This is a genomic window from Cupriavidus laharis (assembly GCF_914271435.1).
GTDB lineage: Bacteria > Pseudomonadota > Gammaproteobacteria > Burkholderiales > Burkholderiaceae > Cupriavidus > Cupriavidus laharis.
The window spans coordinates 135,559-147,659 of record NZ_CAJZAI010000004.1; the positions used below are offsets into that span (position 1 = coordinate 135,559).

General features: G+C 65.0%; 13 protein-coding genes. 10 read left to right on the forward strand and 3 right to left on the reverse strand.

Annotated features, from left to right (window positions below):
* Positions 1–54 precede the first annotated feature (54 nt).
* Both LDO29_RS10565 and LDO29_RS10570 read right to left on the reverse strand, forming a co-directional pair.
* Positions 55–2,028, reverse strand: a complete 1,974-nt coding sequence (locus LDO29_RS10565) for a sensor domain-containing diguanylate cyclase (RefSeq protein WP_224079738.1) — start codon at positions 2,026–2,028, stop codon at positions 55–57.
* 205 nt (positions 2,029–2,233) lie between these two features.
* A complete protein-coding gene (locus LDO29_RS10570; protein ID WP_224079739.1) occupies positions 2,234–2,893 on the reverse strand; it encodes a hypothetical protein in 660 nt (219 codons plus the stop codon).
* Between the two features lie 398 nt (positions 2,894–3,291).
* Here LDO29_RS10570 and LDO29_RS10575 point away from each other — a divergent pair, with 398 nt between their 5' ends.
* On the forward strand, positions 3,292–4,452 hold the full coding sequence (locus tag LDO29_RS10575; protein WP_224079740.1) for a tyrosine-type recombinase/integrase: 1,161 nt from the start codon (positions 3,292–3,294) through the stop codon (positions 4,450–4,452).
* An 11-nt stretch (positions 4,453–4,463) separates the two neighbouring features.
* Here LDO29_RS10575 and LDO29_RS10580 read toward each other — a convergent pair whose 3' ends face one another.
* Positions 4,464–4,616 carry a hypothetical protein gene (locus LDO29_RS10580; protein WP_224079741.1) on the reverse strand — a complete coding sequence of 51 codons (153 nt, stop codon included), beginning with the start codon at positions 4,614–4,616 and terminating at the stop codon, positions 4,464–4,466.
* Between the two features lie 151 nt (positions 4,617–4,767).
* On the opposite strand from LDO29_RS10580, the gene LDO29_RS10585 reads away from it, so the two are divergent.
* The 9 genes from LDO29_RS10585 to LDO29_RS10625 all read left to right on the forward strand — a co-directional run bounded on the left by LDO29_RS10585 (position 4,768) and on the right by LDO29_RS10625 (position 12,094).
* Positions 4,768–5,046, forward strand: coding sequence for a helix-turn-helix transcriptional regulator (locus tag LDO29_RS10585; protein ID WP_224079742.1), 279 nt, complete (start codon positions 4,768–4,770; stop codon positions 5,044–5,046).
* A 62-nt stretch (positions 5,047–5,108) separates the two neighbouring features.
* Positions 5,109–5,447, forward strand: a complete 339-nt coding sequence (locus LDO29_RS10590; RefSeq protein WP_224079743.1) for a helix-turn-helix domain-containing protein — start codon at positions 5,109–5,111, stop codon at positions 5,445–5,447.
* The gene (locus LDO29_RS10595) at positions 5,444–6,322 is read left to right on the forward strand and encodes a helix-turn-helix domain-containing protein (RefSeq protein WP_224079744.1); all 879 of its coding nucleotides are present in this window, start codon (positions 5,444–5,446) and stop codon (positions 6,320–6,322) included. Before LDO29_RS10590 ends, LDO29_RS10595 begins: the two co-directional genes overlap by 4 nt.
* A gap of 45 nt (positions 6,323–6,367) precedes the next feature.
* Positions 6,368–8,563 (forward strand): phage tail tape measure protein, encoded by a 2,196-nt coding sequence (locus LDO29_RS10600; RefSeq protein WP_224079745.1) that lies wholly within the window; start codon positions 6,368–6,370, stop codon positions 8,561–8,563.
* 70 nt (positions 8,564–8,633) lie between these two features.
* The gene (locus LDO29_RS10605) at positions 8,634–8,894 is read left to right on the forward strand and encodes a hypothetical protein (protein ID WP_224079746.1); all 261 of its coding nucleotides are present in this window, start codon (positions 8,634–8,636) and stop codon (positions 8,892–8,894) included.
* 9 nt (positions 8,895–8,903) lie between these two features.
* Positions 8,904–9,083 (forward strand): ribosome modulation factor, encoded by a 180-nt coding sequence (locus LDO29_RS10610; RefSeq protein WP_224079747.1) that lies wholly within the window; start codon positions 8,904–8,906, stop codon positions 9,081–9,083.
* A gap of 137 nt (positions 9,084–9,220) precedes the next feature.
* Positions 9,221–9,466, forward strand: coding sequence for a hypothetical protein (locus LDO29_RS10615; protein WP_224079748.1), 246 nt, complete (start codon positions 9,221–9,223; stop codon positions 9,464–9,466).
* Between the two features lie 211 nt (positions 9,467–9,677).
* Positions 9,678–10,880 carry a phage major capsid protein gene (locus LDO29_RS10620; protein ID WP_224079749.1) on the forward strand — a complete coding sequence of 401 codons (1,203 nt, stop codon included), beginning with the start codon at positions 9,678–9,680 and terminating at the stop codon, positions 10,878–10,880.
* A gap of 89 nt (positions 10,881–10,969) precedes the next feature.
* Positions 10,970–12,094 carry a hypothetical protein gene (locus tag LDO29_RS10625; protein ID WP_224079750.1) on the forward strand — a complete coding sequence of 375 codons (1,125 nt, stop codon included), beginning with the start codon at positions 10,970–10,972 and terminating at the stop codon, positions 12,092–12,094.
* The last annotated feature ends 7 nt before the right edge of the window (positions 12,095–12,101 follow it).

Consider the following 12,101-nt stretch of genomic DNA (forward strand, 5'->3'; position numbering starts at 1 on the left):
TGAACCGGGGCCTGCCTGTGCCGGGCCCTGGCTCAGTGGTGCCTCAGTGGTGCATCAGGCAGGCGCATCCGCCAACGGCGCCGCATAGCGCGCCTTGCCGTGGCGCTTGGCCTCATACAGCGCCATGTCGGCCCGCATGAACAGCTCGCTGACGGACATGCCTTGCCCGGGCCGGTGGATGGCCGAGCCGACGCTGACGGTGGCGGCGTGTTCGTGCCCGTCGATGACGACCGGTGCCAGTGCAGCCTGCACGATGGTATTGGCGATGCGCTCGACCGCGCGGGCATCGCCGACGTTCTCCAGGATCACCGCGAACTCGTCGCCGCCGATGCGGGCCACGGCGTCGTCCTTGCGCACGCTGCCGGTCAGGCGCTGGGCAAAGGCAACCAGCAGGCGGTCGCCGACCGAGTGCCCATAGCCGTCGTTGACGGCCTTGAAGTCGTCCAGGTCGACGAGCAGCAGCGCGGCCGCCTGTCCGCCCGCATCGGCGTGCGCCAGCGCATCGGCAAAGCGCCGGTCAAAGCCCTTGCGGTTGAGCAGGCCGGTCAGGTGGTCCGACACGGTCTGCGCTTCCAGGCTGCGCAGCTTCTGGCGCTCGCTCGTGACATTGCGCGCGAACAGGTGCAGGCCATGGATGGCGTCATGCGCGTCGTTCCAGGCCGGCTGGCAGGTGAACTGCATGCATTCGGAGCCATCCGGGCTTTCGCGCGTGAACTTGACGGGCTTGCCGGCAAAGGCTTGCTCCAGGTGCGGCCGCGAGGCCAGATAGGCCTGCGTACCCCACAGCTCGCGCAGCGACAGGCCGATGATCTGCTGGGCCGGCAGCCCGAAATGGCGTGCATAGGCCTGGTTGACGAATACGAAGCGCTCGTTCATGTCGATGAACGAGACGAAGTCCGGCACATGGTTGGCGATGGCCTCGATGCGCTTTTCGCTCTCGGCGGCGTGATCCTTGGCAGTCTTCAGCGCGGCTTCGCGCTCCGAGAGTTGGTGCATGACCTCGGCGAACGTGGCGGCCAGCTCGCCGATCTCGTCCTCGCGGCCCACCGGCAGTTCCGCGGCGGCGTCGGGGTTGGCGGCGACGCGGCGCACTGCGCGGTGCAGTCGCTGCAGCGGTGCCAGCAATCGCCACATCACCAGCCACATCAGCGCGCTGGCGATCAACAGCGAGATGCCGGCAATGACCGATACGCGGCGGCGCGTCTCGAACAGCGGGGCATAGGCCTCGTCCGCCGGCAGCACGGCAATCAGTTCCCAGCCGTTGGATTCCAGCAGGTAGCGCGCGATGATCGGCTGGCGCGGACGGATAGGCTCCCAGAACGATTCAGGCTGTTCCGCGCCACACGTCTCGCCGAGTGCCCTGGCGGGGGTCAGGAGTCTTGCAGGGTTCCGGTGCATGGCGTAGCGCGGATGGGGGCCGGCGGAGACCAGGCAGTAGCTGCCGGTGACGCCAACCGGGCTGCGCGCCAGTTCGTGCAGGAAATTGTCCAGCGACAGGTTGATGACACCGCCGACTACCGCGCGCAACTCGCCGCCGGGGCCGCGCAGCGGAACGGCGAGCACCATGCCGGGCGCCTTTGTCAGCTTGCCTTCCAGCAGGTCGGAAACGGCCAGTGGGGCGCCGCGGACGATCGCGCGGAAATAGTCGCGGTCGCCCAGGTTTATGCGTACCCCCTCGGGCACGGCCGTGCTGAAGATCATTTCACCGTTGGGGCTGGCCATGAACACGGCATTGAAGGTGTCTGGCGGGTCCGGCATCTGCGCGGCGATGCGCCTGAGTTCGGACTGGCGACCGGCAAGCATGGGCGCGAACTGCTGGGCCATGTGGCGCAGGACGGAAGCTCGGCTCTCGATTTTTTCATCGAGCTGTTCCGCGACAAGCCTGACCTGGGCGTCCTGATGGTTCTGCAGCATCTCCTTCAGGCTGAAGTACGCGTAGTACTGCGACGACAGCGCCCGCAGCACGATGATCAACGTAACCACCATGGCGGTCGCCACCGCCATCCGCAGTTTTATTGAGTGACGCATGATTTGCTTCTTCTTCTGCGCACTGACCCGTTTCCGGCCCCAGGGCATTTGGACTGACGACCCCGCCCTTCTTGTACGGAACCAGGCGTTCAGGGTAGCAGATGTCCCCGCCATCGCCACGCGCACTGGTGCGCGACGCGTGGCATTGTGGGGCTTGCGGCACTCGGTCGGCGCATTGGTGGCAACGATGCGACGGTATCGCTCGTCACTGGGCACCGACAGGCCATTGGCGGATTCGCAGGATGGCACGGTCAGCGAGCCGGACCGCCAGTTCCAGCAAGGCCGGGACCTGCTTTCGGGTCATGCCGACGGTGTAGCGCACGGTGGCGGCTTCGTTGTCGCCGGCCGGCGCCTCGCAACAGCCGCATCGTATCGCGAGCCTCAGGATATGCAGGGGCACGAAGCGCTCGGCCTGCTGCATGTCCGCCAGGGCCTCCACGGAGAAATGCAGCGGCAGGCGGGACAGCCGGATGAAACGCTCGCGCAGGATGCCGCATGTACGCGCATTGAGCGCAGCGCCTTCGGCCTGGAAGCCGGCGCGCGTCATGCCGCGGGCTTCGGGCTGCCAGAGGGCGCCGATGGCGAGACAGGGCGCCGCGGGCTGTTGCGGTCTGGCTTCGCAAGATTCGTCGATCGCAACGAAACCGCCCAGCAGGTCGTAGGTGAGCGCCGTGCGGCCGAAGGTGCGGTTGTAGCCGGTGATGCAGTCGAGGTCCTCGTCGTAGACGGGCCTGGCGTCGCGGGGAATGCGTATGGGGCGGACTTCGAACCAGCCGGGCGATACCGGGTAGTGTCCGGTCCACGCGAATACCGGTTGTGTGGTGGTGGCCGGTTGCGACAGGGGGTGAAGGGAAGACTGCGGCATGAACCCGCTCCTGCTGTATGTGGTGGAGCGGACTACCGTATTGGCGCGGGGCTCGTGCCGGAATGAGACGGTGCTGTTTTAATCGGAACCAGGACGTTGCAGGGGAATCTGCGGGAAAGCTGGGCGGGGAAATGAAAAAAGCCAGCGCAAGGCTGGCTTTTCCGGAATCTGGTGGGTGGTACAGGGATTGAACCTGTGACCCCTGCCGTGTGAACGGAGGACGGGCCTGTTTTGGGCGATTCTAGGCGCGTCTCGATGATGCTAAGTCATTGATTTATATACAACTGGCGAATCACTCTGATTCCCCATGATTCGGTAAGATCTCCGTACTTTGCTCCGTACCTGGCTGTCCTGCCGTCTGATGCACAGCCGTCTCCGTACCGAAATCCGTACCTGTCATGGCCACCAAAATCGATACCAAAACCGCCCGTCAATCCCTAGTGCCTCGGCGCGAACCCTACTGGGATATCCTCCGCTCCGGCGTTGCCGTGGGCTACCGGAAGATGACCGAGGACGAAAGTGCAGGCCAGTGGCAAGGCCGCTACAAGCAGGAAGATGGCTCCTACGTCACGCGCTCGTTTGGTGTCCTTGACGATGACGGAAAGCAGGGCGCCTATGCGGCGGCCGTGCGCGAAGTCAACCGCTGGGCCGAAGCCCTTGATCGTGGCGTCTCGCCGAAGCGCATCACCGTCGCCGATGTGTGCGCGGACTACGTGAAGCACCTGCGTGTCACCAAGGGCAAGAAGGCGGCCGATGACGCCGCCGCCCGCTACCGTCGCGAGGTGGACTGCAAACCCATCGCCAAAATCGCCCTCGACAAGCTCTCTGCGAAGGATTTGCGCAAGTGGGTGTCCGACTTCATCGATGCGCGTGATCCCGAGGACGAAGAGGACATGCGCAAGGCGAAGGTGGGTTTGAACCGGAATCTCGCGGTGTTCAAGGCCGCGCTGAATTTAGCCTTCAAGGATCAGCTCGTAGCGAGTGATGGCGCCTGGAAGGGCGTGGTGCCGTTCAAGGATGTGAACGCGCAGCGCAAGGCCTACCTGACAGTCGAAGAACGACGCGCGTTGCTCAAGTTCTGCGAGCCGGATCTCGAGCGCCTGGTGCGCGCGCTGCTGTTGACCGGCGCGCGTGCCGGCGAACTCGCCACGGCGACTGTCGCGGACTTTGACAAGGCACACGGTCTGCTTGCCGTTGATGGCAAGACCGGCAAGCGCGCAATGATGCTTTCGACCGCCGCGATGGAGTTCTTCGCGGAATGTGCCAAGGGCAAGATCGGGCAGGCGCTGCTGCTCACGCGTGCTGATGGCGCAGCCTGGCACAAGGATTGGTGGAAGAAGGTCTTTCGTGAGGCCGCCGAGAAAGCGAAGCTGCCCGACGATGTGGTGCTGTACACCTGCCGGCACGTGGCCATCTCCGAGATGATCATGGGCGGGATGGACAGCGCGATTGTGGCCGATATCACCGGCACGTCCGTGTTGATGATCGAGCGGAACTACGGCAAGTTCAAGTCGGCTCAGACGCGGAGCAAACTCGATGCCGTGATGAATCTCGTCTGAGCAGCTCGCGCTCAGCCCTGACTGGCCGCCTTGAGAGCGGCCTTTTTGTTGCCTGCGGCGTGGGCTGCAAATAGCAACAAAACCGCAGTTTCGCCGACGATGCGCACGGTGAAGATTTGCAAATCGTGCCAAGCGAATACCAAACCGTGTGCAAACAGCGCCATGCTTTTTTTGCATAGGTGTGGAATTGCGAGCAGTCACCACTTCGAGCAACTTGCTTCCACCGTTTTCACCGACCGCATTCCTGGTAATTCCTAAAGTGGTTCGTATGCGTCTGGTATCGCGCCTGACGCTTACTGATGCAATGGAGCGGCGATGAACACTGAAACCCAGATCGGGCTGCGGCCGAATGCAACGCAGGATCCGGTATCCGCTGAACGCGCATCGCTGGCAGTCGCCGGCTATACGCCTGGCGCGATGACGATCAATGAATTCTGCGAGCGATATCGGATCAGCCGGCCTCACCTGCTGCGCATGCGCCAGGCCGGCAACGGGCCTGATGAAATCCGCATCGGCCGGCGCGTGCTGATCACGAATCGCGCCGCTATCGAGTGGGAGCGTCGCATCGAAGCGCAAAGCGCGGGCAATCGATAACCATGCGCCGCGCCGCCCAGCATAGGGCGGCGACCTCGAATCGAGGGGGTTTGCCGCGCCGCATGGTGAAAAAATTTATCACCACCACCGCGCCTCACAGCCAGGGGGGCGCCATCGTTTGGGTGTTCAGTCTGCCGCCGTCGCACGCGCTCGACACGTATGGCCGCGCCGTGCTCATGCTCTTCGCCTGGTTCGCCCACATGTGCGGGGGCGAGATCTGCATGTCCTTTGCCGAAGTCGCCGCCCATACCAGCATGGATGAGCGCACCGCTCGCACGCGCGTTCGGCGCCTGGTCGATGCGGGTTTGCTGGTGCCAACGGGCCGCACGTACAGAAACATGGTCGTCTACCGCGTGCCGCCGCCATGCGCGCCGCGCCGGCCCATCCGGAGGCGCTCATGAGCAAGGACGCCATGCAGTGGGTAGCGAGCCTGCCCCCGAACTGCACGCTCGATCCGTATGCGCGCGCCGTGCTCTACCAGTACGCCTGGCATGCCGACCAGGAGCGCGGCGAGGCCTACCAGTCGATCTCGAAGATTGCCGCGCGTACGTCGCTTCACGAGCGTACGGTGGCCTCTCGCGTCAAGCGCCTGCGCGATGCCGGCCTGCTCGTGGATACAGGCCGCCGCATCAACAACATCGTGGTCTACCGGGTTCCCTGGGTGGACGTAGACGGCGACGAGTCCCCCATTCCCAATGGGGGGCTTGAGTCGATCGCTTGCGGCAAGCCCCCCACTGCGAGTACCCCCCTTGAGGTAGCCGCAGAAGACGCAAGCCCCCCACTGGCAATCATCAAGCCCCCCACTCCCAGTCCTCAAGCCCCCCACTGGGAGTGTCCCCAAACAGATGAACAGAATGAACAGAAAGAAAAAACAAACCCGCGCGCGCGACGCGCACCTTCTCGCTCGACCTCGACCGAGACGGTCGAGCTGCCGGCGTGGCTGCCCGTCGACGCCTGGGACGGGTTTGTGGAGATGCGGCGCCAGGGCAAGCATCCGCTGACGGCATACGCCGAGCGTCTCGCCTTGCGCGACCTGGCGAAGCTGCACGATGCCGGCGAGGATCCGCGCGCCGTGCTCGAGAAGGCCGTCCTGTACGGGTGGCGCGGTCTGTTCCCTGTCAATGGGAGCGGCGTTCGCCAGCCGGTGCCGACCAATGGCCATCCTGCACCGCCGCGCTCTGGCTTGATGGCCGGCCTGCGTGAGCGGCGCCAACAGCGTGAGGCCGTGGTCGATGTCGACGCGTCCCTGGTGCTGGACGACAAACCCGCCGCGTGAGCGGCCTATCCTTGGAGGAGAGCGAAATGGACGCGGGAGACCATCATGGCTGACGTTCGGCGTGTCATCAGCATCGAGGCGAAGATCGCGCAGAGCGCGGTTGCCCAGATGAAATCGATGGAGCAGGCGCTGGGGGGCATCGAGAAGAGCGCCAGCCTGGCCACCACCGCTGTGAAGGGGTTTGTGGGCGGGCTGGTCGGCGCGATCTCGGTGGGCACCATCGTCAGCGGGTTCAAGTCGCTGGTCGATGAGATGGACGCGCTCAATGACGCGTCGGAGCGCCTGGGCGTGTCGACCGAGAACCTGTCGGCCTGGGGCTATGCGGCCGAGATGAGCGGCACGGATGCCGACACGCTCTACAAGGCAATCGGCAAGCTCTCGGTGGAGATGGAAACGTTCGACGACGTGTCGGCGAAGTCCACCAAGGCGCTGCAAAGCCTGGGCGTCACTGCCGACGATGTTGCCCAGGGTACTGATGCGGTGTTCTCGAAGATTGCTGACGGGTTTGCCAAGATGCCTGACGGCGCTGGCAAGACCGCCAAGGCGATCGAGCTGTTCGGCAAGAGCGGCGCGCAGCTGATCCCGTTCCTGAACCAGGGCAGCGCCGGCCTGGAGGACTTGCGCCGCGAAGCCGAACGCCTGGGCGTGGTGCTCGATTCCGATGCCAGCAAGGCCGCGGGCAACTTCAACGATTCGGTCGACCGCGTGACCAAGGCCGTGCACGGCAGCGCGCTTGCCATCGCGCAGGGCATGCTGCCGAAGCTGCTATCGGTCACCGAGGCTTTTGGCGATGCCAGCACCAAGGCGCAAACGTTCCAGGCGGTGGGCCGGGATCTCGGCGACATGGCGAAGTGGCTATCGGGCATGTTCCTCAAGTCGGCCGCGACCGTGAAGGCCTTTGGTGCATCGCTCGGCATGGTGAGCGACGTCACCAGCGCGCTCATCGAAGGCCGCTTCGGCGACGTGAAGGGCATCTTCAGCGCCTATGTCGCTGACGTGAACAAGCTCGAGGCCGATACCAACGCCGTGCTCGAGCGCATGCGCAACCCGAACCTCTCCGACATGCTGCCGTTTGCCGGCGACGCACCGAAGCGCACGGCCAGCGCCATCGATGCCATCAGCGACGCCGCCAAGGGCGCCGGCAACAAGATCTCGGACTTCGAGCGTCGCCTGAAGTCGCTGAACGAAGAACTGTTCAAGGCGAGCCAGCCGGAGGCCGCGCAGACCGCGATCGGCAAGCTGACCTATGACATCGAGCAGGGCGTCATCAACGTCACCAAGGCCGAGGCCGACCAGCTATACATGACCGCGGCGTTGGTCGACGCGACGAACCGCGACGTCGAGGCGGAGAAGGCGCGCAAGCAGGCGCTGGACGACTCCACCAAGGCGCAGCAGGAACAGATCACTGCCCAGGCGCAATTCCTGGATCAGGCGAAGTCGCAGACGCAGGCAGGCCAGCTCGAGGCCGCGATCGACAACTGGTATCGCCTGGAACAGATCATCGCGCAGACCGGCGACACCTCGATCGCGGCGGCGCAGGCGCTCGAGGGCGCCAAGAAGAAGGTGGACGACCTCATTAGCGGCAAGTCCGTCGACGGCTTTGAGCAGCTCCTCTCGGCGATCGACGGCTACGGCAAGCAGGTATCCGGCACGCTGGTGGGCGCGATCGACAGCACCAAGGAATTCGGCGATGCGTTCGGCGACATGGTGGCCGGCGTGCTCAAGGATATCGCGCAGATGGTGCTGCAGATCCTGGTGGTGCAGCCGCTCATCGATAGCCTGAAGGCCTCGCTGAAATCGGCGCAGGCCAGCGGTGGTGGCATCGGCGGCTTCTTCTCGTCGCTGTTCTCTGCCGATGGCAACGCTTTCGACGGCGGTGTCCACGCCTTTGCCGGGGGCGGCATCTTCGGGCCGAACGGTGGCGTCACGCCTGGGCCGGTGCTGTTCCCGTTCGCGCAGGGCATCGGCCTGGCCGGCGAGGCCGGTACCGAGGCCATCCTGCCGCTGCAGCGCGGGCCGGACGGAAAGCTCGGCGTGGCGAACAACGGTGGGGGTAGTGGCGATGTGGTCGTCAACGTCTACCCGCAGCCTGGCGAAACCGCGACCGTGCGGCAGTCCAATACTGCCGACGGCAAGCAGATCGATATCTACATCGACAAGCGCGTCCGCGACGGCATCACGAACGGCAACTTCGACACCGCGTTCAACCAGGTCTACGGCCTGAACCGCAGGGGGCGGTGATGCCGTCCCCTGTGGCTTGTAAACCGATTCTGTGGGGCGCAGACTGCCGGCATCCAGCCTGGAGCCTGCCGTGTCCGATGCCGCTGCTGTCGCCTTTGCTCGCCTGGTCGAGCGATGCCTGGCCGGCGTGTCGCTGCAGCCGCGCTTCGTGCCGCGTGCCCCGATGGACGACGAGACGCGCCGCGCTGTCGACCGCGAACGCAAACGAAAGGAACGCGGCGCTGCCCGACCGAGGCCACCGCCTGACCTGGAGCCTGGGCCGGCCGCTCGCCAGGCCGACGACCAGCAGGTGCGGGTGCTCGAGGCCGAGATCGCGCATCGCTGGCGCTGAGGAGAACGCATGCTGAGGATGGATCCGAATGCCTGGGCCGCTGGCTTTGCGGCCGGCCAGCGTGGCGAGGCGTGCGGCGCCTGCCCCTATGCATCGACGTCGGCGCAGGCTCTGGCCTGGGTTGCCGGCTTCATCGAAGGCAAGGCCAGCCGCGCGGCAAACCCAGCCGGGGGGAGGGGTGAAACTTGAGGCACTTGGGGCCGCAACCCGGCTGGAAGGTTTGCATATCGCGGCGCACTTCCGCTCCTGGGGGTCAGGCGAGTGCCCAATGAATCGCCTTGTAAACGCGGCCTACGGGGCCGAGAATTCGAACCAGGAGGCCTGCCATGTCTGCTGAACCCTGCGATGTCTGTCGCGCCAACTTGCGCCTGCGTGCCGCGCTGCTCGGCGCGGGCCAGCTCACCGGCTTCTGCCGGCATGCCGGCCTGCTGGTGGTCGCTGACGTCGCGCACCAGGACGTGGTTGCCTGGTCATGGCGTCCGGCGAGCAAGGCCGAGGCCGCTCGCGCGCTGGTGGCCGAGCTGCAGGTCATGGACGCGGTCGTGGAGGCGCAGGCCTCGACGGTGCAGTAGCGACCAACGGCAAAGATTCTTTTGGCGTCGGCGCCTCGGGATGAGCGCGCTGGCCGTGTAGTCGATGTACGGTGTGGTCGGTGACGTGGCCACGCCGGCTCGCTTCGGGATGAAGCGGCGAAGCGCAACGGGCACCGGGATGGTGGCTTGGCTGGCGCGGACGTCCAACTGTCCAATTTGGACAGTTGCCACTCATCCTGGAGCATGAGCCATGTATTTCACGAAAACCCGACTAGACTTTGGGCGGCGCAGTGATGAACGCGAACCACCTTTCATTGGCGGCGATTCCAACGTCGTCAAGTTCACCGAGCTGATGGAAGCCATCAAGGCACGCGACGAAGACATCAAGGCCATGTGCGCGCAGGCGCTGGAGGAAATCGGCCAGGGCAAGACGACCGTCGAGGCCTTCCGCTCTCGCCTGCTCGATGTCGAACAACGGCTCGCCGCTCGCATCGGCGGTGCGATGCCGCCTGGGGTCTCGTCGTCGGCGTATGCCGCTACCGTATCGGCCCTGGTGAAAGGCTTTGACCTGGCGAGCTTCAAGCAGCATGGCCGCTTGCGCGTCGAGGTCGCCGGCTCGATTCTCGGCAAGGCCACCCTCACCACCGTCGAGGCCGGGACTGTGCAGCAGCTGCCCGACGTGCCGACGCTTGCACCGGATTTTCAGTTGCGCGACGTGCTCCGCGCCATTCCGGTGACCGCCTCCGCCGTTCAATACATCCAGCTCGTGAGCGCCGCGCTCAATGCCGCCAAAGTGGCCGAGGGCGCGGTCAAGCCGGAATCGGATGTCAGCTACCTGCCGGTCACTGCCGAGCCGCAAACGCTGGCTCACTGGTTCCGCGCCTCCGAGCAGGTGCTGGCCGACAACACGCAGCTCATGCTGGCCATTGATACGTTCGGCCGCACCGGACTGCGGACGGCTGAGGAAAACTTCGTGCTCGGCGGGGATGCGACCACCGGCAATGTGGGCCTGCTCACCGATGCGCCGGCCGCCGCTGCCGTCGCCGCTGGCACCACCGCGCTCGATGCCGTGCTGCAGGTCGGTGGTGAGCTCGAGGATGCCGGCTATGTGCCGAGCGTGGCGCTGCTGAACACCGCCGACTGGCGCGCCATCCGTGGCAGCAAGAGCACGGATGGCAATTACTTGATGCCGGGTGCGCCCACCGGAACCACGCCGCAAGTCGTCTGGGCGTTGCGCGTGGCGTCGTTGGCCTCGATGCCAGCGGGCACCTTTGTCGTGCTCGACGGACGCTATGTGGCCATCCTGGACCGTCTGCAGGCTATCGTTGAAATGTCGAACGCCGACGCCGACAATTTCACGAAAAACCTAATCACGGTTCGCTGCGAGGAACGCATCGGCACGATGGTGAGCGACCTGAATGCCTTGCGCAAAGGCACGTTCGCAACGGCCTGATCGGGTTTGAATCGCGGCCTTCCAGCGCCTCGGGCCGCGTAGGGGCTTGCCGTGACTCCCCTGCCTCATGCATGGCGAAAAGGCGGCAGTTGCTGACGCTCACCCCACGGTTACCTCCAGCGGGCGGCAACCGAAGCGCCATCAGGTCATCTCCCTGGTGGCGCTTTTGTTTTCAAACCCGGCTTCGCGGCCAGCACTTCGCGAATGGCGGCTTGCTGCGCGGCCGGATCCGCAGGCCGAGCCTTCCCATCCTTGCCGGTGGTCTTGAATGGGGAATCTATAACAGTTTTAAGTTCCCCACGCACGTCGCCTACAAACGGTTGCGACACGCCGAGCAGCCTGGCGATTTCACTATTGCCGAGCGTCGGCGTATCGACCAGCTGCTCCCGTACGATCTGGCGCTTCTGCTCCGGCGCCAGCTCTCCCGCGAGCAACGCCGCGCGCTGGTCGCGGACCAGCTCAAGGAAACTCCACAGATATCCGATCGGCAGATCGGCCTTGTGCTCGGGGTTGACGGGAAGACTGTAGGTGCCGTGCGTGCCAAGTTGGAAAGCATTGCGGAAATTCCGCAATGCGATCGTCAAACCAAGGACGGCCGTTCCTATCCGGCCGAACGCGCCACGCCTGCCACCACGCCTGATCCGGAACTCAATCCGCTGATCGCGAAGCCTGCCGCGTCCGAGTCCCATAACCCGATTCCGGACGTGCATGCCATGTCCGAGGCTGAGATCGAGCGGCGCCTGGCCGGCAAGGACGCCGAAGGGAAACATCGGCGGTCTGACGATGCGACCACCGAAACCTTGGACGACCTCGGCATCAGCAAGGGCCAGTCGTCGCGCTGGCAATTGACAGAATTCACTGAACGAAATTTTTCGCTCAGTGAATTCAAGGATTCGACCGGCCGCGCCTTGCTACGCTCGGGGCTTTCAACGGAGGAGACCCCCATGCACTTCCCTGTCCTGACATTCGATCCGGCTGACACCGGCCTCACGCGCGATCGCGCCTACGAGATCGCCCAGACCATCGCTCGCCTGGTGCATCGCCTGGACGGCGCCGCTGTCGCTGTCGTGACCATCGTGCCGAGGGAGGGCGGGCCGGTGGCCATCGCGACGGACGAAGCCGGCCGCTGCCACCTGGTGGCTCGCCTGCTCGATGGGGGCACGGCGCTCGAGGTGGTGGAAAGTGCAGAGGAAGCCGAGTTGTTACTCGCCTGAGCGGGTT

Coding starts and splice junctions, on each gene's coding strand:
- LDO29_RS10585 (WP_224079742.1), top strand. CDS start 4,768: ATGAACACTGAAACCCAGATCGGGCTGCGGCCGAATGCAACGCAGGAT.
- LDO29_RS10580 (WP_224079741.1), bottom strand. CDS start 4,616: ATGGCGCTGTTTGCACACGGTTTGGTATTCGCTTGGCACGATTTGCAA.
- LDO29_RS10590 (WP_224079743.1), top strand. CDS start 5,109: ATGGTGAAAAAATTTATCACCACCACCGCGCCTCACAGCCAGGGGGGC.
- LDO29_RS10570 (WP_224079739.1), bottom strand. CDS start 2,893: ATGCCGCAGTCTTCCCTTCACCCCCTGTCGCAACCGGCCACCACCACA.
- LDO29_RS10620 (WP_224079749.1), top strand. CDS start 9,678: ATGTATTTCACGAAAACCCGACTAGACTTTGGGCGGCGCAGTGATGAA.
- LDO29_RS10615 (WP_224079748.1), top strand. CDS start 9,221: ATGTCTGCTGAACCCTGCGATGTCTGTCGCGCCAACTTGCGCCTGCGT.
- LDO29_RS10595 (WP_224079744.1), top strand. CDS start 5,444: ATGAGCAAGGACGCCATGCAGTGGGTAGCGAGCCTGCCCCCGAACTGC.
- LDO29_RS10575 (WP_224079740.1), top strand. CDS start 3,292: ATGGCCACCAAAATCGATACCAAAACCGCCCGTCAATCCCTAGTGCCT.
- LDO29_RS10565 (WP_224079738.1), bottom strand. CDS start 2,028: ATGCGTCACTCAATAAAACTGCGGATGGCGGTGGCGACCGCCATGGTG.
- LDO29_RS10600 (WP_224079745.1), top strand. CDS start 6,368: ATGGCTGACGTTCGGCGTGTCATCAGCATCGAGGCGAAGATCGCGCAG.
- LDO29_RS10610 (WP_224079747.1), top strand. CDS start 8,904: ATGCTGAGGATGGATCCGAATGCCTGGGCCGCTGGCTTTGCGGCCGGC.